21 protein-coding genes are annotated in these 26,032 nt (G+C 69.5%); 9 read left to right on the forward strand and 12 right to left on the reverse strand.

Annotated elements, in window-relative coordinates; all coding sequences use genetic code 11:
* Positions 1-18 precede the first annotated feature (18 nt).
* Both E3T37_RS08150 and E3T37_RS08155 read right to left on the reverse strand, forming a co-directional pair.
* Positions 19-2,235: a cation-translocating P-type ATPase gene (locus E3T37_RS08150; RefSeq protein ID WP_134366299.1), complete on the reverse strand. Its 2,217-nt coding sequence runs from the start codon at positions 2,233-2,235 to the stop codon at positions 19-21.
* A gap of 135 nt (positions 2,236-2,370) precedes the next feature.
* On the reverse strand, positions 2,371-2,631 hold the full coding sequence (locus E3T37_RS08155; RefSeq protein WP_134366300.1) for a heavy-metal-associated domain-containing protein: 261 nt from the start codon (positions 2,629-2,631) through the stop codon (positions 2,371-2,373).
* Between the two features lie 116 nt (positions 2,632-2,747).
* On the opposite strand from E3T37_RS08155, the gene E3T37_RS08160 reads away from it, so the two are divergent.
* Positions 2,748-3,056 (forward strand): hypothetical protein, encoded by a 309-nt coding sequence (locus E3T37_RS08160; protein ID WP_134366301.1) that lies wholly within the window; start codon positions 2,748-2,750, stop codon positions 3,054-3,056.
* Positions 3,057-3,065: 9 nt separating this feature from the next.
* On the opposite strand, the gene E3T37_RS08165 is transcribed toward E3T37_RS08160, so the two are convergent.
* Both E3T37_RS08165 and E3T37_RS08170 read right to left on the reverse strand, forming a co-directional pair.
* Entirely contained in the window at positions 3,066-4,631 is a 1,566-nt protein-coding gene (locus E3T37_RS08165) for an HNH endonuclease signature motif containing protein (RefSeq protein ID WP_134366302.1), read from the reverse strand.
* A gap of 105 nt (positions 4,632-4,736) precedes the next feature.
* Complete coding sequence (locus E3T37_RS08170) at positions 4,737-5,207, reverse strand: isoprenylcysteine carboxylmethyltransferase family protein (protein ID WP_134366303.1); 471 nt, start codon at positions 5,205-5,207, stop codon at positions 4,737-4,739.
* Between the two features lie 120 nt (positions 5,208-5,327).
* Here E3T37_RS08170 and cls point away from each other — a divergent pair, with 120 nt between their 5' ends.
* The 5 genes from cls (at position 5,328) to E3T37_RS08195 (ending at position 13,018) form a co-directional block, all read left to right on the forward strand.
* On the forward strand, positions 5,328-6,785 hold the full coding sequence (gene cls, locus E3T37_RS08175) for a cardiolipin synthase (protein ID WP_134366330.1): 1,458 nt from the start codon (positions 5,328-5,330) through the stop codon (positions 6,783-6,785).
* 21 nt (positions 6,786-6,806) lie between these two features.
* On the forward strand, positions 6,807-9,359 hold the full coding sequence (locus E3T37_RS08180) for a cation-transporting P-type ATPase (RefSeq protein ID WP_134366304.1): 2,553 nt from the start codon (positions 6,807-6,809) through the stop codon (positions 9,357-9,359).
* Between the two features lie 226 nt (positions 9,360-9,585).
* Positions 9,586-10,122 (forward strand): hypothetical protein, encoded by a 537-nt coding sequence (locus tag E3T37_RS08185; RefSeq protein ID WP_134366305.1) that lies wholly within the window; start codon positions 9,586-9,588, stop codon positions 10,120-10,122.
* A gap of 14 nt (positions 10,123-10,136) precedes the next feature.
* Entirely contained in the window at positions 10,137-12,110 is a 1,974-nt protein-coding gene (locus E3T37_RS08190) for an ATP-binding cassette domain-containing protein (protein WP_166806084.1), read from the forward strand.
* Entirely contained in the window at positions 12,110-13,018 is a 909-nt protein-coding gene (locus tag E3T37_RS08195; RefSeq protein ID WP_134366307.1) for an ECF transporter S component, read from the forward strand. Before E3T37_RS08190 ends, E3T37_RS08195 begins: the two co-directional genes overlap by 1 nt.
* Here the strand turns inward: E3T37_RS08195 and metH are convergent.
* Entirely contained in the window at positions 12,906-16,568 is a 3,663-nt protein-coding gene (gene metH, locus E3T37_RS08200) for a methionine synthase (RefSeq protein ID WP_134366308.1), read from the reverse strand. The two genes, E3T37_RS08195 and metH, sit on opposite strands and share 113 nt — an antisense overlap.
* Positions 16,569-16,828: 260 nt before the next feature.
* Here metH and pflB point away from each other — a divergent pair, with 260 nt between their 5' ends.
* Positions 16,829-19,093, forward strand: a complete 2,265-nt coding sequence (gene pflB / locus E3T37_RS08205) for a formate C-acetyltransferase (RefSeq protein WP_134366309.1) — start codon at positions 16,829-16,831, stop codon at positions 19,091-19,093.
* Between the two features lie 163 nt (positions 19,094-19,256).
* Here pflB and E3T37_RS17360 read toward each other — a convergent pair whose 3' ends face one another.
* The 4 genes from E3T37_RS17360 to E3T37_RS08235 all read right to left on the reverse strand — a co-directional run bounded on the left by E3T37_RS17360 (position 19,257) and on the right by E3T37_RS08235 (position 23,591).
* The gene (locus tag E3T37_RS17360; RefSeq protein WP_241994551.1) at positions 19,257-20,273 is read right to left on the reverse strand and encodes a lytic transglycosylase domain-containing protein; all 1,017 of its coding nucleotides are present in this window, start codon (positions 20,271-20,273) and stop codon (positions 19,257-19,259) included.
* Positions 20,274-20,526: 253 nt separating this feature from the next.
* Positions 20,527-21,219, reverse strand: coding sequence for a thermonuclease family protein (locus E3T37_RS08225; RefSeq protein ID WP_134366311.1), 693 nt, complete (start codon positions 21,217-21,219; stop codon positions 20,527-20,529).
* A 256-nt stretch (positions 21,220-21,475) separates the two neighbouring features.
* A complete protein-coding gene (gene ctlX / locus E3T37_RS08230) occupies positions 21,476-22,513 on the reverse strand; it encodes a citrulline utilization hydrolase CtlX (RefSeq protein WP_198416009.1) in 1,038 nt (345 codons plus the stop codon).
* A gap of 46 nt (positions 22,514-22,559) precedes the next feature.
* Positions 22,560-23,591 carry an ornithine cyclodeaminase gene (locus E3T37_RS08235; protein ID WP_134366312.1) on the reverse strand — a complete coding sequence of 344 codons (1,032 nt, stop codon included), beginning with the start codon at positions 23,589-23,591 and terminating at the stop codon, positions 22,560-22,562.
* A 125-nt stretch (positions 23,592-23,716) separates the two neighbouring features.
* On the opposite strand from E3T37_RS08235, the gene E3T37_RS08240 reads away from it, so the two are divergent.
* A complete protein-coding gene (locus E3T37_RS08240; protein WP_134366313.1) occupies positions 23,717-24,166 on the forward strand; it encodes an Lrp/AsnC family transcriptional regulator in 450 nt (149 codons plus the stop codon).
* 10 nt (positions 24,167-24,176) lie between these two features.
* On the opposite strand, the gene E3T37_RS08245 is transcribed toward E3T37_RS08240, so the two are convergent.
* Positions 24,177-24,530, reverse strand: coding sequence for a TM2 domain-containing protein (locus E3T37_RS08245; RefSeq protein WP_134366314.1), 354 nt, complete (start codon positions 24,528-24,530; stop codon positions 24,177-24,179).
* 81 nt (positions 24,531-24,611) lie between these two features.
* Positions 24,612-24,941: an antibiotic biosynthesis monooxygenase gene (locus tag E3T37_RS08250; RefSeq protein ID WP_134366315.1), complete on the reverse strand. Its 330-nt coding sequence runs from the start codon at positions 24,939-24,941 to the stop codon at positions 24,612-24,614.
* 38 nt (positions 24,942-24,979) lie between these two features.
* Between E3T37_RS08250 and E3T37_RS08255 the strand changes: the two genes are divergently transcribed.
* Entirely contained in the window at positions 24,980-25,663 is a 684-nt protein-coding gene (locus tag E3T37_RS08255; RefSeq protein ID WP_338144967.1) for a histidine phosphatase family protein, read from the forward strand.
* Positions 25,664-25,672: 9 nt separating this feature from the next.
* On the opposite strand, the gene E3T37_RS08260 is transcribed toward E3T37_RS08255, so the two are convergent.
* Complete coding sequence (locus E3T37_RS08260) at positions 25,673-26,023, reverse strand: MmcQ/YjbR family DNA-binding protein (RefSeq protein ID WP_134366316.1); 351 nt, start codon at positions 26,021-26,023, stop codon at positions 25,673-25,675.
* Positions 26,024-26,032: the final 9 nt, after the last annotated feature.

The raw sequence follows: 26,032 nt of genomic DNA on the forward strand, positions 1-26,032 counted from the left end.
TCGGCACGCCGGGCGCTGCTACGCGCCCGGCGTGAGACCGCGGAACCCGCGCAGGCGCAGGCTGTTGCTCACCACGAAGACCGACGACAGGGCCATGGCGCCGCCCGCGATCAGGGGATTCAGCAGCCCCAGCATGGCCAGCGGGATCGCGGCCACGTTGTAGGCGAACGCCCAGAACAGGTTGGCCTTGATCGTGGCGAGGGTGCGCCGGGACAGCCGGATGGCGTCGGCCGCCGCGATCAGGTCGCTCCTGACCAGGGTCAGGTCGCTGGCCTCGATGGCGACATCGGTTCCGGTTCCCATCGCGATGCCAAGGTCGGCGGTGGCCAGGGCCACCGCGTCGTTGACGCCGTCGCCCACCATCGCGACGACGCGTCCCTCACCCTGCAGGGCCCGGATGATCTCTGCTTTCTCGGCCGGGAGCACACCGGCGCGGACGTCCGTGATGCCGACCTCGGCGGCAACGGAGGCCGCGACGGTCTCGTTGTCGCCGGTGAGCAGCACGGGTCGGAGGCCGAGACGCCGGAACTCCGCGATCGCGGCGGCACTGGTGTTCTTGACTACGTCGGACACGGCCACGATCCCACGCGCCTTGCCGTCCCAGGCCACGGCGACCGCGGTGCGGCCCTGGCCCTCGACGACGGCGAGCGCGGCGCGGAGCTCGGAGGGGAGGGTGATGGCCCACTGCTCGGTCAGCCAGCGCGGCCGCCCGACCAGCACGACCCGTCCCTCGATCAGCGCCTGCACGCCGAGCCCGTCGGTCGAGGCGAACGATTCGGGGGCCGGCAGCGCTCCGACCCGGTCGCGAGCACCGGACACGATGGCCTGGGCGATCGGATGCTCTGACCCGGTCTCCGCTGCTCCGGCGAGCGTGAGCAGTTCCTTCTCGTCGACGCCAGCCACGGGCACGGCCGCGACGAGCGTCATCCGGCCGGTCGTGACCGTGCCCGTCTTGTCCAGCACGATGGTGTCGACCCGGCGGGTCGATTCGAGGATCTGCGGCCCCTTGATCAGGATGCCCAGCTGGGCACCGCGCCCGGTGCCCACCAGCAGGGCGGTCGGGGTGGCCAGTCCGAGCGCGCACGGGCACGCGATGATCAGGGTCGCCACGGCCGCGGTGAACGCCACCACGGTGCCCGCGCCGAGCAGGAGCCACGCGACCAGGGTGGCCAGGGACAGCGCGATCACGATCGGCACGAAGATGGCCGAGACCCGGTCGGCGAGGCGCTGCACCTCGGCCTTGCCGGTCTGGGCCTGCTCGACCAAGCGGCCCAGCTGGGCGAGCTGGGTGTCCGCGCCGATGCGGGTGGCCCGCACGACCAGGCGGCCGCCCGAGTTCAGGGTGGCGCCGACGACGGCGTCGCCGGGGCCCACCTCGACCGGCACGGACTCGCCGGTGAGCATGCTGGCGTCGATCGCCGAGTTGCCGTCGACGACGGTGCCGTCCGTGGCGATCTTCTCGCCCGGACGCACCACGAACAGGTCGCCGACGACCAGGGACGAGGTCGGCACGGTGATCTCGTGGCCGTCCCGCAGGAGGGTCGTCTCCTTCGCCCCGAGTTCGAGCAGGGCCGTGAGTGCCGCGCCGGACTGTTTCTTTGCCCGAGCCTCGAAGTAGCGCCCGGCCAGGATGAACACGGTGACGGCGGAGGCGACCTCGAGGTAGATCTCGTCCGCTCCCCCACCCGGGCTCGCGGTGAAGCTGAAGGTCATGGTCATGCCGGGCATGCCGGCCATGCCGAAGAACAGGGCGTACAGGGACCAGCCGAGCGCGGCGAGCACGCCGATGCTGATCAGGGTGTCCATCGTCGCCGCGCCGTGGCGCAGGTTGGCCCACGCTGCGCGGTGGAACGGCCAGGCTCCCCAGACCGCGACCGGAGCCGCAAGGGTGAGGGCCAGCCACTGCCAGTTCGTGAACTGCAGCACCGGGATCATCGACATCAGCACGACCGGCGCGGCCAGGACACTGGACAGGATCAGCCGCCGGCGCAGGGCGGCCACCTCGAGGTCCTGCGCGGTGGGGGCTCCGGGAGCGTCGGGCTGCTCTGCCTGCGGCGGCCGCGGTCGGGCGGCGGTGTACCCGGTCTCCTCGATCACGGCGATGGCCTGGTCGACCGTGGTGCCTTCCGGTACGAAGAGGCTGGCCTTCTCGGTGGCGTAGTTGACCGACGCCTCGACGCCGGGCATGCGGTTCAGCTTCTTCTCGATCCGGGCCGCGCAGGACGCGCAGGTCATGCCCCCGACAAGGAGGTCGACCTGTTCACCGCGCGCCGGGCTCGAACCGGCTGGACGTGGACCAGCGGGGATCGGACCGGCAGGGATCGGACCGGCCGGTGTCGGACTCACGGGGACAGTGCTCACGGCGTCAGCTCAGACGGATTCTGAGACGAGCTCGTAGCCTGCCTCATCGATGGCGGCGGCGACGGCGGCGGGATCGAGCGGACCTGTGCTGGCGACGGTGACCAGGGAGACGCCACCCGCCACGAGGTCCACGTCCACGCTCTCGGCGCCGCCGAGCTTCGACAGTTCTGCGGTCACGGCGGCGACGCAGTGCGAGCAGGTCATGCCCGAGACATGGAGAGCGGTGGTCGTCGCGTCGTTCTGCTGGGTATTCTGCTGGGTTGTGAACATGGTTCAACTATACCCCCAGGGGGTACTGGCGGAATGAGAATCCGAGCGACCCTGGATCCGCTGCGTGGCTTTGTCCGTGTGAGACTGACAGCCAGGACTCGTGAAGGAGCAACACAGTGGACGACCCGCGCGCCAAAATGGAGGGCAACAACCTCCTCAATCTCGGAGCACCGCACCTCGACTGGTCGAAGACCCCCGGTCGCAGGCCCGGATTCTGGCTGTCTGCGGCCAGCGTCGTGCTCGCCGTCCTGCTCCCGTTCCCGGCCGCCATCGCCGCCGGGCTGGGTCTGTCGTTCGCGATGCAGGCATTCCAGGTGATTCCAGCGGGCGCCCGCGGGCGTGGGCTGGTGATCACGTCCCTGGCTCTGGCTTCGGCGACGATCCTGGTGGTCGTGGCCCGGACGATCGCAGCGATTCTCTTCTAGAACGCCTGCTCAGAAGGGCGGTGGGTCGACGTCCGCAGCGGGCTCCACAGGTTCGAACGGGACCGCCGGATCCGACCGGTAGTTCAAACCGCTCGGCGCCGTCCAGTCCAGCACTCCCCCGGCTTGCTGGGTCACCGTCCAGTTCGTCTGCGTCTTCAACCGATGATCCGGAGCACACAGGCACGCCAGATTGTCGTAACGGGTCTCCCCGGTGTGCTGCCACTCGTGACCGTGATCCACCTGGGCCCGCACCGCCGGCCGGGTGCAGCCCGGGAACCGGCAGGTCCCGTCCCGGATCTCGATCAGCCGCCGCAGGTCTTTCGGGACCCGGTACTGATCCCGGCCCACCGAGAGCATCACCCCCGTCTCCGGATGAACCAGGATCCGCGTGAAACTCGGCGCCCCCGCCGCCAGCAACCGGGCCGTCTCCGGATCGATCGGACCGTACCCCTCCAGCAGCCCCGGTTCCTCACTCTTGCCCAGCAGAGTCAGAACCGGCACGGTCACGTTCACCGTGGCCCGCACACCCCGGCCGAGGCCCGCCGGCGTCACCCCGTCGACCATCAGGTCCGCGAACACATCCGCCCGCAACTGCGCCAGGGTGCGCTCCTCGTCCAGCCCCTGCAGGCTCGCCGCCATGTCGCTCACCCGGGTGAATATGGCCTGAGCCACCGGCATCGGCTGATAACTGTGCAGCCAGCCCATGCCGTCCTGCGCGGGCTCGAGCACCAGAACCCGGTCGGCCTCGCACTTTCGCCGGCGCACCGTGATCGACTCCGGATGCGTCCGTTCCCGCACCCTTCGGGCCACCCGGTCGAACTGAGCCACCGTCACCCGCTCCGCGACCGGAAGCACCTCGGCCTCGAAACTCGCCCCGGCCTCCTCGGGCAGTGAATTGGCCTGCTCGATCAGCACCCGGGCATGCGCGTAACTGATCCGGCCGGCCGACAGAGCGTCCCGGGTCGCCATGAACGCCCCCGAGAGGGCCTCGCTCTTTGCGAGAAGATTCGACGCGGCCGCCTGCGACACGTGGAGCGCGCAGGCCAACTCGGCGATCGCCGTGCGATGGGCGATCTCGAGCGCATCCCACCTTGACCCCAGCACACCCGCCGAGACCGCTGAATGCGGGCGGCCGACCTCGTCGTCAGCGTCGTCAGCGTCGTCAGCGGTCACACCGTGCTCGACCGACCGCGCGACCAGAGCGCGCCGGGTCCGCTCACGCTCCGCGTTCGCCTCGGTCTCGAAACACCAGGACCGCACGCGCTCCACCGCCTCGGCCCGCGCCGCGGACACGGATGCCAGCAGTCGATCGGCGGCCGCGGCCGCCCCGACCAACTCGGCCAGCATGCCGACCCGGCGGTCGAGGAACCGCAGTTCGCCCGCAGCCGGGCCGGCTGCCTGCAGACCGGTTGCGTACAAACCGGCATCGTCGAATTCCTCAACGTCAAAGAAGGCCTCGGCGTCGAACTCGAAGCCAGGACCGCCGGCGCTGTTCCGGAACGCCGGGCCGGTCAGGGTGTCGAACGCGGCCAGGGCGTCCAGCGTCGTGGTGCTCTCATTTCTGAGGTTCTCCATGCGACCAGAATATCACGATCCAGAACACAGGTGTGAAATAATGTCAACTATTTACCGCTTAGTTTAGAACTGAACGACGATACTTTCACTCGGCGTCATCCCGGATCAGCGCGGCGAGCGCAGCCGGCCCACCGCCGGCAGGAAGCGTCCGATGTGGGCGCCGTACGCGGCGTAGTCCGGATGCTCGGCCACCAGCATCCGTTCCTCCCACCGGGCCTTGCCGGCCAGGAGCAGCAGGAGGGCAACCCAGGCCACCAGGTGCCCGACCGAGGCGCCGATCAGTGCAAGACCAAGCGCGCCCGCGATGAGTCCGGCATAGATCGGGCTCCGCATGAGCCCGTAGACGCCGGTGGTGACCAGGGGCGCGTGTTCACGCGGGACCGGGCTGGCCGTCAGCGCCGGACCGAGACCGACCACGCCCAGCACGGCCAGAACCGCGCCGGCCAGGCAGAGCGCGGCCGAGGCCACGGCGACGACAACGGTGACCGGCCACAGAGAACCGTGGGGCAGGAACGCCAGCGCCGCGAGCAGCACGAATTGTGCGGACACCAGGCCGACCGCGAGCGCGCGTTTCATGATTCGAGGCTCCGCCCGCGGGGTGCGTGCGGGCGCTATTGAGCGGGGCCGACCCGCGCTAGGTTCATGTCATCGACTGGCCGACGAACGGAAGAGAGTGCCGACGTGGACTCGCAACAGATGCCCCTGCTGATCGCGGTGCTCGCCGCCCTGGTCGACCTGGCGATCCGAATCGCCGCCATCATCGTCATACCGCGCAATCGGAAGCCGACCGCGGCGATGGCCTGGCTGCTGGCGATCTTCCTGATCCCCTTCGTCGGCATTCTGTTCTTCCTGCTCCTGGGCAGCTCCAAACTGCCGAAGAAAAGGATGGAGAAACAGGCCGAGATCAACAGGTCGATCGCCGACAGTGTCGCGGGCATGGACCTCACGGACGGCAGGACCGAGTGGCCGGACTGGTTCGCATCGGTGGTCACCCTCAACACCGGCCTCGGCGCCGTGCCACTCGTCGGCGGCAACACTGCGCACCTGATCGGCGACTACCGGGCCTCCATCGCCGCCATGACCGCCGAGATCGACGCCGCCACGACGTTCGTGCACGTGCAGTACTACATCGTGTCCCTGGACGACACGACGAAGGACTTCTTCGCCGCGATGGAGGCGGCCGTCAAGCGTGGGGTGACGGTTCGCCTCCTGGCGGACCACATCGCCTCGATCCGCACGGTCGGCCATGCGGCGACGTTCGCCGAGCTCGACCGAATCGGGGTGATGTGGAGCTTCATGCTGCCGGTGCAGCCGTTCAAGGGCAAATACCAGCGGCCCGACCTGCGCAACCACCGCAAGATCGTGGTCGTCGACGGGCGGGTGGGCTTCATGGGCTCTCAGAACCTGATCGATCGCAGCTATCTCTCCGCGAAGAACCTGAAACGCGGGCTCCAGTGGCAGGAGCTGGTGGTTCGGGTGACCGGGCCCGCCGTCAGCGGTATGAACGCCGTCTTCCTCTCCGACTGGTACAGCGAGACCGACGAGAAGCTGCTCGACGAACGGGTTCCCGCCGCCGCTGTTCCCCGTGACACGTCCCCGGAGGCCCTGGAGTGCCAGGTCGTCCCCAGCGGTCCGGGCTTCGAGGGCGAGAACAACCTGCGGCTCTTCCTCGCATCGCTCTACACCGCCCAGAAACGCATCATCATCACCAGTCCCTACTTCGTTCCCGACGAGGCCATGATGTACGCCATCACGTCGTCGTGCCAGCGCGGCCTGGAAGTGCAGCTCTTCGTGTCCGAGATCGGCGACCAGGGGCCCGTCTACCACGCCCAGCGTTCCTACTACGGCGCGCTCCTTCAGGCGGGCGTGCGCATCTGGCTGTATCCGGCGCCGTACATCCTGCACGCCAAGCACCTCTCCATCGATGAGGACGTGGCCGTGATCGGGTCGAGTAATATGGACATCCGTTCTTTCAGCCTCGACCTGGAGGTGTCGCTGCTGGTGCGCGGCGCTTCGTTCGTCGCCCAGATGCGGGAGGTCGAAGAGGGCTACCGGACGCTCAGCCGCGAACTCACCCTGGCGGACTGGAACCGGGAACCCGGGCGGGCCACGGCGCTGGACGGTCTCGCCCGGCTGACCTCGGCCCTGCAATGACCGGGTGAGGGGGGTTTCACCATGGCGGAGACAGGCGGGCTGACCTCGGAGGAAGCCGCACGACGGCTCGCCCAGGACGGCCCGAACCTGCTCCCCCGACTGGCCCGCCCCTCCCCCCTGCGCGAGCTCGCCCGCCAGTTCACGCACCTGCTCGCGCTCCTGCTCTGGGCGGCCGCCGGGCTCGCCCTCCTCGCCGGCACGCCCGTGCTGGCCGTCGCCATCGTGGTGGTGATCGTGTTCAACGCCGTCTTCGCGTTCGCCCAGGACTACCGGGCAGACCGGTCCACCGAGCGGCTGCGGGCACTGTTGCCCAGCAGCACCCGGGTGCGCCGGGACGGCCGCATGCGCACGATCGACCCCGTTGATCTTGTGCGCGATGATGTGGTGCTGCTCAGCTCCGGCGACCGGATCGCGGCCGACATGGAGCTGACGGAGGCCAACGAGCTCGGCGTGGACGAGTCCATGGTGACGGGCGAGAGCGAGCCGGTGCGGCACGACCGAGGAGAGCTCCTCAGCGCGGGCACGTTCGTGGTGCAGGGCGAGGCGGAGGCACGGGTGACCGCCACCGGGGCGACGACGACCCTGGCCGCCATCTCCGCGCTGGCGCGTTCGGCGACCAGGCCGCCCAGCCCACTGACCCACGCGCTCAACCGGGTGGTGCGGACCGTGGCCGTGTTCGCGGTCACCACGGGCGTCGTCCTGGGCATCGCCGGCGTCGTGATCGGGCTCCGGCCGGTCGATGCCTTCCTCTTCGCGGTCGGGGTCGCCGTGGCGCTCGTCCCCGAGGGCCTCCTGCCCACCGTGACGCTGTCCCTGGCCCGCGGCGCCCAGACCATGGCGCACGAGCAGGCCCTGGTGCGCCGGCTCGACGCCGTGGAGACCCTGGGCGCGACCACGTTCATCTGCACCGACAAGACCGGCACCCTCACGCAGAACCGGATGTCGGTGGTCGAGATCTGGACCCCCGGGGGCCTGGTGCGGGTGCAGGGCGACGGCTACGAGCCGACGGCGACCATCACCGGGCCAGCCGAGGCCACGACCCTGCTGCCGGGCCTGGCGGCATCCGCCGTGCTCTGCGTGACCGGACGGGCCGTGTCGCACGCCGGCAAGTGGCAGGCCGAAGGCAACCCGCTGGACGCCGCGATCTTCGCCCTCGCGATGCGGTGCGGGTGGCAGGACGACCCGAGCCGGCCCGTGACCCGCCTGCCCTACACGGCGAAACGGATGATGAGCTCCGCCGTGCTGGCCGGCCGGGCCAGCACCATCGGCGCGCCGGAGCGGGTCTTCGAGCGGTGCTCCCGAGTGCCGGAGGAGGCACACCGCGCGCTGTCGCGGATGACGGCCACCGGCCAGCGCGTGCTGGCGGTGGCGGGACGCCCCTGGTCGGCCACCCCGACCGAGGAGGCCGTCGAAACGGACCTGGAGCTGCTCGGCCTGCTCGGCCTGGAAGACCCTCCCCGGCCCGATGTGCACGAGGCGCTGCAGGCCTGCCGGGACGCGGACATCCGCGTGATCATGGTCACCGGTGACCACCCGAACACGGCCGAGGCGGTGGCGCGGGAGGTCGGCCTGCTGCAACCGGGCGGCGCCGTCCTGGGCTCGGGGCTTCCCGAGGATGACGCCGAGCTCGGCGAACTGCTCGACCACCGGGCGGGAGCCGTCGTGGCCCGGGTTACGCCCGCGGACAAGCTCCGCATCACCCGGGTGCTCCGGGAGCGCGGGCACGTGGTGGCGATGACCGGCGACGGCGTCAACGACGCGCCTGCCCTGCGGGAGGCCGACGTCGGGGTCGCGATGGGCCGGAGCGGCAGCGACGTGGCCCGGGAGGCGGCCGACCTCGTGCTGCTCGACGACCATTTCGGCACCATCGTGACCGCCGTGCGGCTGGGACGGGCGACCTTCGCCAACGCGCGTCGCTTCCTCACCTACCACCTCACCGACAACGTCGCCGAGCTTGCGCCGTTCGCGGTCTGGGCGTTGACCGGCGGCCAGTTCCCCCTGGCGATCGGGGTGCTCCAGGTGCTCGCCCTGGACATCGGCAGCGACATGCTGCCCGCGCTGGCGCTCGGGGTGGAGCCGCCGAGCAAGCGCGTCATGCTCGGCCCGGTGCGCTCGCGGTCGCTGATCGACCGCCCGCTGGTCTGGCGGGCGTTCGGGGTGCTCGGCCCGGTCGAGGCGGCCGCCTCGCTCGGCGGGTTTGCCGCGGTGCTGGTGCTGGGCGGCTGGTCGTGGGGGCAGCAGGTCGCACCCGGGCTCCTGGCCGCCGCGTCGGGCACGGCGTTCGCAACGATCGTGGTCGCTCAGATGGCGAACGCCTTCGCCTGCCGCAGTGAGGCGATCCCGGCGTGGGGGCTCCCTTTCCTGGGCAACCGTTCCCTACTGGCCGCGGTCGCCGCCGAACTGCTCCTGCTGCTGGCCTTCCTCGGTATCCCGGCCGCGAGCGGGCTCCTGGGCGGCGGCTGGCCTCCCCCGGCCGCCTGGCTCTTCCCGCTGGCCGGCGCCGTCCTGGTCATCCTGGCCGACGCCGCCTTCAAAGCCGTGCTCCGACGCCGGCGCCGCGGCCGCGCCGCGTAACGGTAGCGCCGGCCGGTTCCACTAATCCCCGCCAATCCCCGCCAATCCCCGCCGAACCGTGACTTCGGACCCTGTTTTTCGTCCGTTCAGGGGCGCTACTCACGGTTCGGCGAGTCTGGCGGCTGGTCTGGCGGCTGGTCTGGACGGCGGGGCCGGGGAGCCGCGGCGCGTAACAGAGCGCGTAACAGAGCGGGACCGGCGCCGGGGCCTCGGTATTCTTGAGCGCATGAAGCTGACAGCACTCGCCACCCTGACCCTGGTGGGGGCGCTGGCATTGAGCGGATGCTCCACCAGCCTTCCCGAGACCGGCTCGACCCCGGCCGCCTCCGCGGCCACGGCCGCGCCCACGGACGGCTCCTGTGCCGGGGTGAGCGTGGTCGTCGACTTCGGCTCCCTCGACGCCGCCCGGATCACGGACTGCGTCGACACCGGCGCGGCCGGCACCGTTGCCGCGAGCGAGGTTATGAAGTCGGCCGGCGTGACGACCGAGGGAACCGTGGAGTGGGGCGACCAGGTCGTCTGCCGCGTCAACGACCGCCCCGCCGCCGCCGAGACCATCGAGATCGACGGAGAGGCCCCCTTCACCGAAGCCTGCCAGTCCATGCCGGCGGCCGCCGCCTACTGGGCGCTCTGGGTCAAGCCCACCGCAGACGCCTCCTGGGAGTACGCGTCGGAGGGTCTCGGCAGCCTCAAGCTGGAGCCGGGCCAGTCCGTCGGCCTCGTCTTCACGACCGGCACCGAGACACCCACGCCCGGCAGCTGATGTTACGGCTCCGCATGGCCCCCCTGCGCTCCGCGGCGTTGCTCGCGGTCGCGTTCGTGGCCCTGCGGGTCGTCTACCGGGTCGTCTTCGGCGGGGCATCCGGCGGCGGCGCGGTGCTGCTCGACCTGCCGCGCATTCCGCTCGGCGGGCCGTTCGCGCACATCGCGCTGCTCGGACCCGTCAGCACGGGGGGCCTCTGGAACGCGGCTCAGAGCGCGCTGCCCTTCGCCGCCGTCATCCTCGCGTTCGGTGTGCTGAACGCCGTCGTCGACGTGCGGCGCTTCTTCGCCCGAGGCGCCGCCCGGGGCCCGCTGCGCGCCCTGTCCCGGTCGCTCGTGATCGCGTGGGCCACGTTCCCGGCGCTGATCGCCTCGGTGCGGCGCGTTCACACCGCCAGTGCGCTCCGCGGCGAACGGTCGATCCCGGCACTGCTCGTGCCCGTCTTCGAACAAACCGTGGAGCGGGCGCTCTGCCTGGCCGCGTCGATGGAGTCCCGCGGGTTCGCCGCCGCCCGCACCGCCCCCGGCGTCTGCGAGCGGCCGGTGGTGATGACGGATGCCGCGCTCGGCTTCGCGGGCGGCGGCTGGCAGCTGGAGGGCCTCACCCTGAGCCTCGCTCCCGGCACGCTGACCGTGATCACCGGGTCGACCGGATCGGGCAAGACCAGCCTTCTGCACAGCATGAGCGGACTCTTCCAGCACTTCCACGACGGCGGGCAGCACGGAGTGATCGAGGTGGGCGGCCTGGACCGCGCGGCCACTCCCCCCCGCGAAACGGCCGGCTTCGTCGGGCTCGTCTCCCAGAACGTGCGGCTCTCCTTCGTGGCCGAGACCGTGCGGGACGAGATCGGATTCGCCCTGACCGTGCGGGGCGTCGCCGCCGTGATCGTGGAGCAGCGCGTGCACGAGGTGGCCGCGCAGCTGCAGATCGAGCACCTGCAGGGCCGCACCGTGGAGGCGCTGTCCGCCGGCGAGGCCAGCCTGGTGGCCATCGGCGCCGCCCTGATCTCCCAACCGATCCTGCTGCTCGTGGACGAGCCCCTCGCCGACCTGGACGCCCCGGCGCGAGGGCGGGTGGTGCGGGTACTCGACCGGCTGGCCCACGAGGCGCAGGTGTGCGTCGTGGTCGCCGAGCACAACACCCGCGAATGGGAGAGCGCAGCGGATGCCTGGCTCGAGATCCGCGGAACAGACGTGCGCACCCTCGGCCCCGGTGAGCGTCCGAGCGCGCTGATCGCGGCGGAACGGGCGGCGCGGACGACAGCGCGACCCGCGACCCCAGCCGGACCTGCGGGGCCGCTCGCCGGCATCCGTCATCTCACGGTTCTGCACGGGACCGAACTGGCGGTCGATGACGTCTCGTTCGAGCTCGCGGCCGGCGACCGGGTGGCCCTCGAGGGCCGGAACGGCGCGGGCAAGAGCAGCCTGCTCCGCGCGATCGCGCTGCCCTCGGCCCGCGGGAGCGTGCTGGTGGCCGGGCAGGACGTCTCCTTGCTGCGTGCGGGAGCCCGGCGCGCGTTCGTGGCCCTGGTGCCGGAGAACTTCGACGATCTGCTCTTCGCCGTGACCGTGGCCGAGGAGTGCAGCCGGGCGGACCGCCAGCTGAAGCCGGGCAACGGGCCCGGGACCGCTGCCCGTTTCGCGGACCTGCTCGGGCTCGGTGCCGGGATCGGGGCCGGTGCCAACGCCGGTGCGGCGCACCTGATGCAGCAGCATCCGCGGGATCTCTCGGCGGGCGAACGCCTCTGCCTGGTGATGGCGATCCAGCTGGCCGCCGGCCCCAGGGTGCTGCTGGTGGACGAGCCGACGCGCGGGCTGGATCCGCGTGCGCGGGAGCTCGTGGGTTCCGCGCTGGTCCGCGCCTCGAGTGACGCCTCGGCGGTGCTGTTCGCCACCCACGACCGCGACTTCGCCCGGTCCCTGGCCACGAAGACGCTCGTGATGGCCGCCGGCCGGCTCACCACCGAACCGGCGCTGGTGAGGCCCTGATGCGTGCGCGGTGGACGTCCTGGCTGCTCGCGGGCGGCAGCCTCCTGGCCGCGGCGGGTTTCGCCTGGCCGTTCTTCGCGTCGGCGCTGCCGGAGGACGCCAGGGCCGCGGCCCCGATCGTGGCGTTCGCGCTCGTTCCGGCTCTGATCGTGGCCCTCGCACTCACGCTCGACCGGGAGATGTACACGGCCAAGACCGTGGCCCTGCTCGGGGTGCTCTCGGCGGTCGGCGCCGCGGTGCGCATCGCGGGAACCGGGGTGGGCGGCGTCGAGGCGGTGTTCATCCTGCTGATCCTGGCCGGGCGCGCCTACGGAGCCCGGTTCGGGTTCCTGCTCGGCCTGCTCACCATCGCGGTGTCCTCGGCACTGTGGGGCGGGTTCGGCCCGTGGACCCCGTTCCAGATGTTCGCCTGCGGCTGGGTGGGGGCCGGGGCGGCGCTGCTGCCGCGCATCCGTACGCCACGGATCGGCACCCCGCGGAACGGCACCGCCCGGCTCGAGATAGCCATGCTCGTGGCCTACGGCATCGCCTCGTCGTACCTGTTCGGGCTGGTGATGAACCTCTGGTTCTGGCCCTTCGCCGTGGGCTCGGGCACCGACATCTCCTATGCGGCGGATGCCCCGCTCGGCGAGAACCTCGCCTCCTTCGCGCTCTACACGCTGGTGACCTCGACGCTCACCTGGGACACCGTTCGTGCCATCACCACCACGATCGGCATCGTGCTGGTGGGCCCGGCCGCACTGGCCGCCCTGCGCCGGGCGAAGCTGGGCAAGCCGGGCAGGCCCGGCAGGCTCGTCACACCGAGAAGTACTTCGCTTCCGGGTGGTGGAACACGAACGCATCCGTCGACTGCTCCGGGTGCAGCTGCAGCTCCTCCGACAGCACCACGCCCATCCGCTCGGGCCTGAGCAACTGGACCACCTTGCGGCGGTCCTCCATCTCGGGGCAGGCCGGGTAGCCCAGCGAGAAGCGGGCGCCGCGGTACTCGAGCTTGAACATACCGGCCAGCTCGGCCGGGTCTTCGGCGCCCAGGCCGAGTTCGCCCCGCACCCGGGAGTGCCAGTACTCGGCGAGGGCCTCGGTCAGCTGCATGGTCAGGCCGTTGAGTTCCATGTAGTCGCGGTATTTGTTCTCGGCGAACAGCTTCGCGGTGACCGTGTCGACGTTCGCGCCGGCCGTGACCAGCTGGAGGGCGACGACATCCGTCTGCCCGGAACCCTGCGGGCGCACGAAGTCGGCCAGGCACAGGTGCCGGTCGCGGCGCTGGCGGGGGAAGGCGAAGCGCAGTCGCTCGGAGCCCACCGGGCCGCCGGAGCCGCCGTCGGGCGCGAGCAGACCGGGCACGCCCAGCACGCCGGACGGGTCGTCGCCGTGGTGCAGCACGACCAGGTCGTTGCCCTCGCTGAAGGCGGGGAAGTAGCCGTAGGCGACGGAGGCGTCGAGGATCCCCTCGGCGAGGATGCGATCGAGCCAGTAGCGCAGCCGGGGCCGGCCCTCGGTGTCGACCAGGTGCTGGTAGCTCGCGCCGTCTTCCCCGCGGCTGGGCTTCAGGCCCCACTGCCCCATGAACGTCGCCCGCTCGTCGAGGAACGCGGAGTACTCGGCCAGCGCGATCCCCTTGACGATGCGGGTGCCCCAGAACGGCGGCACGGGCACCGGGTTGTCGGCGGCCACGTCGGAGCGGGCCGGCATCGCGTCCGGCTCGGTCACGGTCAGCAGGCTGCGCTTGTGGATGCGTTTCTTCAGGGGCGGCAGGCCGACGGATGCCGGGTCGGCGCCGCGTGCGACGGCGACCAGCGGTTCCATCAGGGCCAGGCCCTCAAAGGCGTCCCGCGCGTAGCGCACGGTGCCCTCGAACAGTCCCGCGAGGTCTTCCTCGACGTAGGCCCGGGTGAGGGCCGCGCCGCCGAGGATCACGGGCCACTTGCCGGCCAGGCCGCGGGAATTGAGCTCGAGCAGGTTCTCCTTCATCACCACGGTGGACTTGACCAGCAGCCCGCTCATGCCGATCACGTCTGCATTGCGCTCCTCAGCGGCCTGGATGATCTCGTTGATGGTCTTCTTGATGCCGATGTTGATCACGTCGTAGCCGTTGTTGGTGAGGATGATGTCGACGAGGTTCTTGCCGATGTCGTGCACGTCGCCGCGCACCGTGGCCAAAACCATCGTGCCTTTGCCGGCTGCCTCGGTCTTCTCCATGTGGGGTTCCAGCAGCGCGACCGCGGTCTTCATCACCTCGGCGGACTGCAGCACGAACGGCAGCTGCATCTCGCCGCTGCCGAACCGGGCGCCCACCACCTGCATGCCCGCCAGCAGGTGCACGTTGACGATGTCGAGGGCGCTGAGGCCGCCGGCCCGCGCCAGGTCGAGGTCACCCTCCAGCCCCTTAGCTTCGCCGTCGATGATGCGGCGTTCGAGGCGTTCGCCCACCGGCAGGGCCGCGAGCTCGGCGGCGCGCTCGTCCTTCAGCGCGGCGGAGTCGACCCCGGCGAACAGGTCGAGCAGGGCGGCCAGCGGGTCGTAGGTGAGGTTGCCCTCGGCGTCGTACTCGCGGCGGTCCCAGACGAGGTCGAGCGCCACCTTGCGCCGGTCGTCCGGCACGGAGGCCAGGGGCACGATCTTGGCGGAGTTGACGATCGCGGAGTCGAGTCCGGCCTCGGCGGCCTCGTGCAGGAACACCGAGTTGAGCACCGACCGGGCCGCGGGGTTCAGCCCGAAGGACACGTTCGAGACGCCAAGCGTGGTGTGGATGCCGGGATAGAGGGCCTTGATCCGGCGGATCGCCTCGATCGTCTCGATCCCGTCCCGGCGGGTCTCCTCCTGGCCGGTGGCGATCGGGAAGGTGAGGGCGTCGACGATGATGTCCTCGACCCGCATCCCCCACTCGGTGACGAGGGTCTCGACCAGCCGGGTGGCGATGCGCACCTTGTGCTCCGCGGTGCGGGCCTGTCCCTCCTCGTCGATGGTCAGTGCGATCACGGCCGCGCCGTGCTCCTTGACCAGCGGCATGATCCGGCCGAAGCGTGAGCCTATGCCCTCGCCGTCCTCAAAGTTGACGGAGTTGACGACCGGGCGGCCGCCGATCAACTCCATCCCGGCCTGCAGCACCGCGGGCTCGGTGGAGTCGACCACGAGCGGGAGGGTGGACGCGCTGGCAAGCCGGGACACGACCTGGCGGATGTCGGCGACGCCGTCTCGGCCGACGTAGTCGATGCATACGTCGAGCAGGTGGGCGCCGTCGCGCACCTGGGCCCGGGCGATGTCGACGCAGTCGTCCCAGCGCTCCTCGAGCATGGCGTCCCGGAACGCCCGCGACCCGTTGGCGTTGGTGCGTTCCCCGATCGCGAGGAAGGCGCTGTCCTGATCGAAGCTGACGTGCTGGTAGAGGCTGGCGACGCCGGGATCCTCCTCGACCTTGCGGGCGGGCACGGGGGTGCCGCGCAACCGGTCGACGACGGCCTTCATGTGCGCGGGGGTGGTGCCGCAGCATCCGCCGACCAGGCCCAGGCCGAACTCCTTCACGAACTGTTCGTGTGCGGTGGCCAGCTGCTCCGGGGTGAGCGGGTAGCTCGCACCGGTGGCGGTCAGCATCGGCAGGCCCGCGTTGGGCATACACATCACGGGCACGTGCGAGTACCGGGAGAGGTGACGGAGGTGCTCGCTCATCTCGGTCGGGCCGGTGGCGCAGTTGAGGCCGATGGCGTCGATGCCGAGCGGTTCGAGGGCGGTGAGGGCGGCGCCGATCTCGCTGCCCATCAGCATGGTTCCCGTCGTCTCGACCGTCACCTCCACGAAGATCGGCAGACGGATGCCCGTCTCACTGATCGCCTGCTTGCATCCGTTCACCGCGGATTTGGTCTGCAGCAGGTCCTGCGAGGTCTCGATCAGGAAGGCGTCGGCGCCGCCGCGGATGAGGCCGATCGCCTGCTCGGCGAAGGTCGCCTTGAGGTGGGAGTAGGTGGTGTGGCCGAGGCTGGGCAGTTTGGTGCCGGGGCCCATCGAACCGAGGACCCAGCGCATCCGTCCGTCGCGGGCCTCGTAGGCCTCGACGCTCCGACGGGCGATTTCCGCTCCCAGACGCGCGAGCTCCTCGATCCGGTCTTCGATTCCGTAGTCGGAGAGGTTCGACCAGTTCGCGCCGAAGGTGTTGCTCTCCACCGCGTCGACGCCGGTGTCGAGGTAGGCACCGTGGATGGCCTCGATCATGTCGGGGCGGCTGACGTTGAGGATCTCATTGCAGCCCTCGAGCTGCTGGTAGTCCTCGAGGGTGGGGTTGTGCTCCTGCAGCATCGTGCCCATGGCGCCGTCGGCGATGACGACGCGCTCCGTCAGGGCATCGATCAGCGCCTGCGCCCGGGCCGGCGTCACCGCATCCGTGGCCCCCGCGCCATCCGCGTCGGCCGGCGGCCGTCCGGCTTCGGGGCGTGTGACGGCGTCGTGTGCACGGGGTTCGGTCATCCGGCCAGTTTAGAGGCGGGGCAGGCTGCCGTTTCCCGTGTTACGCCGGGCTCCTTCGACCTCTGGGCCTCGTGGACACTCCCCCCGGCCGCACCGAAAGTCCACCTGTTTTGCAGCTTCCAAGGCGAGTACCGTGGCAGGCAGAGAGGAGATCCGGGCGCGCACGAGTACTGTCGGCGGCCCGCGATCGGCTCTCACGGCCCGACTGCGGAAGGGACTTTCGCGGCGGGGAACTCGATCCCCCGAGGAGAGCAATCCAGATGACCAGTACAGAAGAAGTCCGCCGCAACGACAACGGGCCCCAGCCCGTTCGACCGGATTTTGTTTCCGGCCCCTGGCAGGATTCGATCGACCTACGCGATTTCATCCAACGCAATTACACGCCGTATCTGGGCGATGCAAGCTTCCTCGCGGGAGCGACGGAGCGCACGAAGGGGATCTGGGCCAAGCTGTCCGAGATGTTCCCCGAGGAACGCCGCAAGGGCGTCTACGACGTCGACGCGACCACCCCGGCCTCCATCACCGCTCACGCACCGGGTTACATCGACCGGCCCAACGAGGTCATCGTGGGCCTGCAGACGGATGCCCCGCTCAAGCGCGCGATCATGCCCTTCGGCGGCTGGCGCATGGTCGCCACCTCGCTCGAGACCTACGGTTATCCCGTGTCTCCCGAGCTGGAGAAGATCTTCACCGACTACCGCAAGACGCACAACACCGCCGTCTTCGACGTCTACCCGCCGGCGGTGCGCCGTGCGCGTAACAGCCACCTGATCACGGGTCTGCCCGACGCGTACGGCCGTGGCCGGATCATCGGCGACTACCGCCGGGTTCCGTTGTACGGCGTCGACGCCCTGATCGCAAGCAAGAAGAACGACCGCGCCGAACTCGACATGGAGCCCTCGACCGAGGACATCATCCGCGCCCGCGAGGAGAACTCCGAGCAGATCCGGGCCCTGAAGGAACTCGTCCAGATGGCCGCGAGCTACGGATTCGACATTTCGAAGCCGGCCGTGACGGCGAAGGAGGCCGTGCAATGGCTGTATTTCGCCTACCTCGGGGCGGTCAAGGAACAGAACGGCGCTGCCATGTCGTTCGGCCGCAACGCGGCGTTCCTCGACGCGTACCTGGAACGCGACCTGGCCGCCGGAGTGCTGACCGAAGAAAGCGCCCAGGAACTCATCGACGACCTCGTGATCAAGCTCCGGATCGTGCGCTTCCTGCGCACCCCGGAATACGACGAGATCTTCGCCGGCGACCCGACGTGGGTGACCGAATCCCTCGCCGGCATCGGTGAAGACGGCCGTCCCCTTGTCACCAAGACCACGTTCCGGTTCCTGCAGACGCTGTACAACATCGGCGCCGCACCGGAGCCGAACCTGACCGTGCTGTGGAGCAGGTCATTGCCCGAGGGCTTCAAGCGTTTCTGCGCCCAGGTCTCGATCGATACCTCGGCGATCCAGTTCGAGTCCGACGAGATCCTCCGGGCCGCGATGGGTGATGACGTCGCGATCGCCTGTTGTGTCTCGCCGATGCGCGTGGGCAAGCAGATGCAGTTCTTCGGTGCACGCGTCAACGCCGTCAAGGCGCTGCTGTACTCGATCAACGGCGGAAAAGACGAGGTGTCGGGCAAGCAGGTCGCTCCGGAGACCATGCCGAACGCCGAAGAGGTGCTCTCGTACGACACCGTCTTCCCGGCCTACCTGGAAACGCTCGAGTGGCTCGCCGAGACCTACATCAACGCGCTGAACTGCATCCACTACATGCACGACAAGTACGCCTACGAGCGTCTGGAGATGGCCTTGCACGACAAGGACGTCATCCGCACCATGGCCTGCGGCATCGCCGGCCTGAGCGTGGTCGCCGACTCCCTGTCGGCCATCAAGTACGCCACGGTCCGCCCGGTGCGCGACGAGACCGGCCTGGTCGTGGACTACGACGTCGAGGGCGAGTTCCCGCTCTTCGGCAACGATGACGATCGGGTCGACTCCATCGCGGTGGACATCGTCGAGCGGTTCATGAATATGATCCGCAGCCACCCGACCTACCGCGACGCGATCCCCACCCAGTCGATCCTGACGATCACGTCCAACGTGGTCTACGGCAAGACCACCGGCAACACGCCCGACGGCCGTCGGGCCGGCGAGCCGTTCGCGCCGGGGGCCAACCCGATGAATGCTCGCGACACGCATGGGCTCCTCGCGTCCGCGCTCAGCGTCGCCAAGCTGCCGTTCAGTGACGCGCAGGACGGCATCTCGCTGACCAGTACGGTCGTGCCGAGCGGGCTCGGCCACAACGAGGAGGAGCAGATCACGAGCTTGGTCGGCCTGATCGACGCGTACACGTCGGCGACCGGCTACCACATCAACGTGAACGTGCTCAACCGCGACACGCTTGAAGACGCCATGGCGCACCCGGAGAACTATCCGCAGCTGACGATTCGCGTCTCCGGCTACGCGGTGAACTTCGTGCGGCTCACCCGCGAGCAGCAGGTGGACGTCATCAGTCGCACGTTCCACCAGCACTGACCCGACCGCCATCCAGGACGAACGTCAGGCCCGGGTGCGGAATCGGTTCCGCGCCCGGGGTCTGAACATCTTCTGAGTCTCCCCAACCGGTGTCAGTACCAGCCTGAGGATTCGGAATGGTTCCAGGCGGCGCACGGTGTGCCGTAGCGGCCCGCGATGTAGCTCAGGCCCCAGGTGATCTGCGTGGCTGGGTTGGTCTGCCAGCGGCGCCCGCCGTGGCCATCTTGCTGCCGGGCAGTGCCTGCGGGATGCCGGTGGCACCGCTCGAGGAGTTGTAGGCGTTCAGGTTCCAGCCTGATTCCCGTTGCCACAGGCTCACGAGGCAACCGAACTGGTCGGCGCCCCAGCCGTACTGCGCGGCCATCAGATCGCGGGCGATCGCCTGGGCTCCGCTGGGGTTGGCCGGCGCTGACGGTGCCGGGGCGGGTGCGGGAGCGGGAGCGGGAGCGGGAGCGTTCGCCGCAGCCTCGGCCTCGGCCTCGACCTCGACCTCGGCCTGCGCGTCAGCGGCAGCCTGAGCCGCAGCGGCGGCCTGGGCTGCCGCTGCGGCCTGCGCGGCGGCGGCCTGTTCGGCGGCCTGCTTCGCGGCCAGCTCGGCGGCCTGCTTCGCGGCTTGCTCGGCGGCCACCCGGTCGACCTCGGCCGTGGAGGCCCGCACAGTCGCCGTTTCGGCCCTGGTCTGGTCGACGAGATCGAAGACCCGCTCGGGTTCGAGAACGGTGTAATGGGCCAGTGAGGTGACGGCGCTGGAGAGGGACGTGATGTCCGTCTTGCCCTGGCCCGCCTCCATCACCATTTGGGCGTCCGAGAGAACGCTCCTCGCGGCAAACGCCGCATGCGCCGGCAAGATGACGGCGAAGCCGGACGTCTGCTCGGGATGGGCGCCGGTGGTCACAGACAGTGCCTTCGTGGCGGCGACGCGCTCGCTCTCGGCCTGGGCCGACAGGGTCTGCCAGACGAGACCGGTGCCCAGGATGGACCCGACCGCAAGAACGGCACCGGCAACGAGCAGGCGCTGGCGTCCTCTGCGCCGATGGGTCTCCTCATGGCGGGTGACGCCATGGTCGGCGCTGGCTTGGTCTGCACCGGCCTGATCGGCACTGGCTTCGTCGTTACCGACTTGACTGCCGGTTTCCTCGGTGATGGCGGACAGGAACAATTCAAATTCAGAGGTAGGCATGACTTCCACGGAGCGAATCGCTCGTGCGTGAAGCGCCAACGGTTCTTGTTCGACTTCCTCAGGCGGGGACCCGCCCGGGCGAAGCTGCAAAAATGCACCCGTTTTCTGGATAAATCCTCATGTTAAGCTGGCAAACTCCCGTTAAGAGTGGCTGACCGGTGCTCTTCCGCAGCCGGTCTGGCCAGTTGATCTCACGCTGATCGGGAGATCCGCTCTCGCGCCTCATTCCGTTGGTTTGTCTGAACGTGCCCCCTCAACAGGCCGCCCACATGCCGGCGCGGGCCAGCGCTGCGGAGTCTTCGGCGGCTCGGAGGAGACCGTAATAAGCGTCGTTCGGGGCGATCATGAGCGACTCGGCCGCACCGGCGGCGACGAGTTCGTAGTTGACGAAACGCCCGTCATCGGTCCACAGGTAGAACAGGCTGCGGCCGTACCGGTCGGTCGGATCCCGGTCCGCCGTGACCCAGACGGTGCTGCCGTCGGGCAGCATTGCCTCCAACTGGGCTCTCGCCTCAGCGCCGAAGCATTCGGCGGCGTCGCCGATCTCGGGAGTGTCGAGTCCGACCAGCCGCACCTTGACGTCATCGGTGTTCGGCACGAGGTCGTTGGGCGCACCGGCGCTGAGAAAGAGGGTGTCACCGTCGTGCACATGCTCGACGGTCATGGCGACCGCGTTGGCCGGTCTCCCCGGAACCGCGGCCGGGGACACGCTCGGGTCGCCGGCCGCGGCCGAAGAGTCCGTGCTACCGGAGCCCGGGTCTCCCACCTGAGTGCTGCTCGAGTCGTTGCTGCCGGAGCCCGTGCCGCCGATGCTCTGCCAGCCTCGGAGCCAGGTGTCCGCCACCGAAGCGAGCGGTCCCGGCCCCTGCAGCGCGACGACCCCGAGCAGGCCGGCAACCACCACCAGAACCAGCAGGCGCGAACCGGACTTTCTCTTCTTCCCCATGCCTTGAGACTAGGAGATCGCGCGACCCACGCGCCCCACGCGACCCAGACTCGCGTTGCCTGAACGGGCGCCGGGTCGGCGTAATCGCTGCCGGCAGATCAGCCGCGTCCCTGACGAATTCGACGGAGATTTTGCCCAAAACGCCCCCAAACCCACCGAAACGCCCTCTTTACAGCAGAATCTCCGTCGAATTGGTTCGGGGACCCACGCGGGAGCCGCGAGCGACGGCCGATCCGCGCAACCGATCGATCCGCGCTCACACGGCCAGGCCCGGCTCCGTCCGTGACGCACTGCGCTCGTGCGGCGTGGCCGCCAGCGAGACGGCCTGGGTGGAGAGGGAGGCAGTCGAGAGCGACGTGGCCGACAGGGACGGAGCACCGCGCCGATCGAGGTGGATCCCCGCGAGCATGCAGCGGATGGAGCCGCCCGCCAGCTCGATCGTGGGCACGTCGAGGGGCAGAATCGTGCAGCTGCGCTCGATCACGCTGCGCTGCCCGGCGGTGAGGCAGTCGAGGGCGCGGCGCGAGAGCACCAGCATCCGCCCGCCCGGGCCGTGCAGCTCGATGGCGTTGCCAGCGAAGTTGCGGATCTGCTCCCGGTCGAGGGCGATCACCTCGCGGTCCTGCGCGGTGAGTCGTTCCACGACGTGGCTGCGCCGCGAGGACGACTGGATCAGGTCCAGCCCGACCAGGGCGAAGTCCGTGGCGATGCACATCAGGACATTGGTGTGATAGATCGGCCGGCCGCTCTCGTCGGCCGCGTCGAAGACGATCGGTTCGTAGCCGAAATTGGTGCAGAAGCGCTCCAGCGCGATCGGGTCCGCCCGGCGCGACCGGGCCACATAGGCGATCCGCCCCGCGTGGTCGAGCACCATCGCCCCGGTCCCCTCGAGGAAGACGTCGTCGAGTTCGAGCCCGGAATAGTCGACGACGTCCTGCACCCGGTAGCGCTGTTTCAGCATCTCGACGATGTCGCCGCGGCGTTCCGTGCGGCGATTCGGCGCGTGCATCGGGTACAGGGCCACATGCCCGCCCGCGTGGGTGGAGATCCAATTGTTCGGGAATACGCTGTCCGGCCGCCCGGGCCCGTCGTCGTCGAACAGGTGCACGACGATGCCCCGTGACTCCAGAGTCTCGGCCACCCGGGTCACCTCGGCGTAGGCGGCTTCGGCGATCAGGGCCGCATCGTGCCCGGCATCGACGGATTGGAAGGCGTTGTCGTGCGCCGTTTCCGGGTTGGGCGTGAAGAAATGAGGTCGGATCAGCAGAACGGCCGACGGGGCCTGTACGGACATCGGACTCAGACTCGGCTCAGACTCGAATTCGGACTCAGGCTCGGACTCAGACGAGAACGGGCGCGCCGGCGGTGACGAGCCCGAACAGGTCCTTCGGGTCGTCGGGGTCGGCCACGAGGTCGATGTCGGTGTAGAACCGGGTCTGGTCGACGGCATCCTGCAGGAAGCGGAGCGCGGAGAAGTCCTCGATGGCGAAACCGACCGAGTCGAAGACGGTGATCTGATCAACGGATGTGCGTCCAGAAGCCTGGCCGAGGAGGACCTGCCACATCTCGGTGACGGGGAACTCGGGGTGCATCTGCTGGATCTCGCCCTCGATCCGGGTCTGCGCCGTGAACTCCACGAAGACGTCCGAGCGGTGCAGGATGGCGCCGTCGAGTTCGGTCTTGCCCGGGCAGTCCCCGCCGATCGCGTTGATGTGCACTCCGGGGCCGACCATGGCGTCGGTGAGCACGGTGGCGTTCGCCTTGTCCGCGGTGCAGGTGGTGATGATGTCGGCGCCGGTCACGGCATCCGTGGCGCTGGCCGCGACGACGATCTCGAAACCGAGCGGAGCCAGGTTGCGCACGAACTTCGCGATGGCGTCGGGATCGGTGTCCCAGACGCGCAGCCGGTTGATGCCGAGCAGGCCGCGGAACGCCAGGGCCTGGAATTCGGACTGCGTGCCCGTGCCGATCATCGCCATGGTCTGCGAGTCGGGCCGGGCCAGGGCGCGGGCGACCATGGCCGAGGTGGCGGCGGTGCGGAAGGCCGTGAGCACGGTCATCTCGGACCAGAACGTGGGGTAGCCGCTCTGCACGTCGGCGAGGACGCCGAATGCGGTGACGGTCTGCAGGCCGCGCGACGGGTTCGACGGATGTCCGTTGACGTACTTGAATCCGTACGTGACGCCGTCGCTCGTGGGCATGAGTTCGATCACGCCGAGCGGGGAATGGCTGGCCACCCGCGGCGCCTTGTCGAACGTGGGCCAGCGGCGGAAGTCGCGCTCGATGTACTCGACCATGTCCGTGAGGATGCGCTCCACCCCGGTTTCGGCTGCCCACCGGTTGATGTTTCCCACGTCCACAAATCGCACCATGTGCGGCTCCTCTCGATCAGGGTTTCAACCGTATGCATAGGCGATGTGCAGCCGCCATGGGTTCATCGCCGCAATCTGACCACTTCATCGATCACTCTGTGCGGTGTTTATATACACTTTGGGTAATGTATCCCCTCGGCGACCTCGACCGCCGCCTCCTGTCCGCCCTGCGCGTGAACGGCCGCGAGCCCGTCGCCAGCCTGGCCCGCGACCTCGGGGTCACGAGGTCGACGATCAACAGCCGCCTCAAGCGTCTCACCGACTCCGGCACGGTGGTCGGGTTCGGCGTCAGGATCAGGGAGGACCGGGACCCCAATTCGATCCGGGCGATCACGCTGATCGAGGTGGAGGTCCGGGCCATCGCCCAGGTCATCCACGCCCTGCGCGGCTATCCGGAGGTGAAGGCCCTGCACTCCACGAACGGCGGCTGGGACCTGGTCGCCGAGCTGCGCACCGACACCCTGGCCGACTTCGACCGACTGCTCGGGCAGGTGCGCTCGATCGAGGGCGTGCTGAACAGCGAGACCAGCCTGCTGCTCAGTTCGGTCTCGACCGGGGACCTGCCCGGCACCTGAGACGCCGAACCTAGGAGTTCAGCGAGGAGGCGAGGCCCGAGGAGAGCATGGACAGCACGAACCCGGCCGCCGTGACGATCCAGGCGACGGTCTTGTTCTCCGCGTACCCGGCCAGTGGCCGGCCGTGTTTGTCGCGCTGGGCGCCCGCCAGGACGAGGATCAGGTCGATCAGCCACCAGAGCCCGAAGCCGCCCACCGTCAGCAGCTTCAGCAGGCCGGTTCCGACCTTGCCAAGGTAGAACCGGTCGATGGCGAGGAAGCCGAGCAGCCAGGCGAACAGCCAGGTCGCCACGAACGACTTCGGCGGCGGCGAGTAACCGGGCGTGACTGGCGGGTACGGCTGCGGAAGGTACTGCTCTGTCATGGCGGGGATCTCCTTGTCGATGAGAGAGTGTCGCTAGACATAGTGATACCGATACCCGACCCGTGGGCCTTGAACCTCAGATCAGGCCGGGGAACCGCCCGCAATCTCGTAGGACCACAGCTCGCTGCTCATCCCGACGGGCGGCCGCGCCGCGGGCTCGCCCTCCGTGGCCGGCTCGGCGCGGTGGCCGTGTCCGAAGGCCGGCGAGCTGACCCAGGCCCGGAAGGAGTCCTCATCGGCCCAGCGGGTCACGACCAGCCAGGTGTGGCGGTCATCCGTGGGCCTCAGCAGTTCGAATCCCTCGAAGCCGGGCCGGTCGTCGACGGCCCCGGCTCGGGCGGCGAACCGGCGTGCCAGCTCGTCACCGTTGTCGCCCGGCACGGTGATCGCGTTGATTTTGATGATCGTCATCGAAGTTCTCCCTCTCGTTGATCCACAGTCTGCATCCCATGCTGTCACTCCCGGATACCTATGCTGGAGTCGACATGCGACTCTTCCTGATCCGCCACGGCCAAACGCCCGCCAACGTCCTCGGACAGCTCGACACCTCCCACCCGGGGCCGGGCCTGACCGAGCTCGGCACGCGGCAGGCCGCCGTGATCCCGGACACGCTCCGGCTGGACTCGGTCGACGCCATCTTCGCGTCGACCCTTCGTCGCACGCAACTCACGGCCCGGCCTCTGGCTGCCGACCGGTCCATCGAGGTGCGGGTGTCCCCCGGGCTGCACGAGATCGAGGCCGGCTCCCTCGAGGGGCTGAACGACCCGGCATCCGTTCACACGTACATGCAGACCGTCTTCGCCTGGGGCGCCGGCGATCTCGACGCCCGGATGCCGGGGGCCTCGGACGGACACGCGTTCTTCGCCCGGTACGACGCCGACATCGCGGCCGCCACCGCCGACGTCGAGACGGCCGCCGTCTTCAGCCACGGCGCGGCGATCCGGGTCTGGACCGCGGCCCGCACCCTCAACATGCCGCCCCGATTCGCGGGCTCGCACGACCTCGAGAACACGGGAGTGGTGGAACTGAGCGGCTCAGCGACGGATGGCTGGACGCTCGTTTCGTGGGTCGGCCTGCGGATCGGCGGGCCTCTGGCCGACCTGGATACCGAGGGCGCCCAGCCAGTGGCGTGACCGCCGGCTTCAGATCTCTCTCCCCCGCGGCACCTTCGGCCGGACGAGGGCGTGACTGTCCCGCAGCAGTTGCTCGACCAGGGCGTCGTCGATCTGCCCGTCAAGCACGATCGTGATCCAGTGCTTCTTGTTGAGGTGGTAGCCCGGCGTGATCTGCTGCGGGAACTCCTCCCGGAGCGCACGGCTCTCCTCCGGGTCGCACTTGAGTGAGACCGCGAGCGGTTCGCCAGCGAGGGCGCTCAGGGCGAAGATCTTGCCGTTGCCGCTGGTCTTGAACACGCTTGTCTCCTCACCGAAGGGGAACGTCTCAGTCGCCTGCGGAAGACTCAGGCAGAACTCGGCAAGGGCATCCGGTGTCATGGCTACGAG

Source organism: Cryobacterium sp. TMT2-10 (assembly GCF_004403075.1).
Taxonomy (GTDB): domain Bacteria; phylum Actinomycetota; class Actinomycetes; order Actinomycetales; family Microbacteriaceae; genus Cryobacterium; species Cryobacterium shii.

Excerpts from the sequence above, each read along its gene's own strand:
- E3T37_RS17360 (WP_241994551.1), bottom strand. The coding sequence starts at position 20,273 with ATGCCTACCTCTGAATTTGAATTGTTCCTGTCCGCCATCACCGAGGAA.
- E3T37_RS08250 (WP_134366315.1), bottom strand. The coding sequence starts at position 24,941 with ATGACGATCATCAAAATCAACGCGATCACCGTGCCGGGCGACAACGGT.
- E3T37_RS08170 (WP_134366303.1), bottom strand. The coding sequence starts at position 5,207 with ATGAAACGCGCGCTCGCGGTCGGCCTGGTGTCCGCACAATTCGTGCTG.
- E3T37_RS08225 (WP_134366311.1), bottom strand. The coding sequence starts at position 21,219 with ATGGGGAAGAAGAGAAAGTCCGGTTCGCGCCTGCTGGTTCTGGTGGTG.
- pflB (WP_134366309.1), top strand. The coding sequence starts at position 16,829 with ATGACCAGTACAGAAGAAGTCCGCCGCAACGACAACGGGCCCCAGCCC.
- E3T37_RS08150 (WP_134366299.1), bottom strand. The coding sequence starts at position 2,235 with ATGACCTGCGCGTCCTGCGCGGCCCGGATCGAGAAGAAGCTGAACCGC.
- E3T37_RS08165 (WP_134366302.1), bottom strand. The coding sequence starts at position 4,631 with ATGGAGAACCTCAGAAATGAGAGCACCACGACGCTGGACGCCCTGGCC.
- E3T37_RS08180 (WP_134366304.1), top strand. The coding sequence starts at position 6,807 with ATGGCGGAGACAGGCGGGCTGACCTCGGAGGAAGCCGCACGACGGCTC.
- metH (WP_134366308.1), bottom strand. The coding sequence starts at position 16,568 with ATGACCGAACCCCGTGCACACGACGCCGTCACACGCCCCGAAGCCGGA.
- E3T37_RS08185 (WP_134366305.1), top strand. The coding sequence starts at position 9,586 with ATGAAGCTGACAGCACTCGCCACCCTGACCCTGGTGGGGGCGCTGGCA.
- E3T37_RS08255 (WP_338144967.1), top strand. The coding sequence starts at position 24,980 with ATGCTGTCACTCCCGGATACCTATGCTGGAGTCGACATGCGACTCTTC.
- E3T37_RS08245 (WP_134366314.1), bottom strand. The coding sequence starts at position 24,530 with ATGACAGAGCAGTACCTTCCGCAGCCGTACCCGCCAGTCACGCCCGGT.
- E3T37_RS08190 (WP_166806084.1), top strand. The coding sequence starts at position 10,137 with ATGGCCCCCCTGCGCTCCGCGGCGTTGCTCGCGGTCGCGTTCGTGGCC.
- E3T37_RS08260 (WP_134366316.1), bottom strand. The coding sequence starts at position 26,023 with ATGACACCGGATGCCCTTGCCGAGTTCTGCCTGAGTCTTCCGCAGGCG.
- cls (WP_134366330.1), top strand. The coding sequence starts at position 5,328 with ATGCCCCTGCTGATCGCGGTGCTCGCCGCCCTGGTCGACCTGGCGATC.
- E3T37_RS08235 (WP_134366312.1), bottom strand. The coding sequence starts at position 23,591 with ATGGTGCGATTTGTGGACGTGGGAAACATCAACCGGTGGGCAGCCGAA.
- E3T37_RS08155 (WP_134366300.1), bottom strand. The coding sequence starts at position 2,631 with ATGTTCACAACCCAGCAGAATACCCAGCAGAACGACGCGACGACCACC.
- E3T37_RS08195 (WP_134366307.1), top strand. The coding sequence starts at position 12,110 with ATGCGTGCGCGGTGGACGTCCTGGCTGCTCGCGGGCGGCAGCCTCCTG.
- E3T37_RS08240 (WP_134366313.1), top strand. The coding sequence starts at position 23,717 with ATGTATCCCCTCGGCGACCTCGACCGCCGCCTCCTGTCCGCCCTGCGC.
- ctlX (WP_198416009.1), bottom strand. The coding sequence starts at position 22,513 with ATGTCCGTACAGGCCCCGTCGGCCGTTCTGCTGATCCGACCTCATTTC.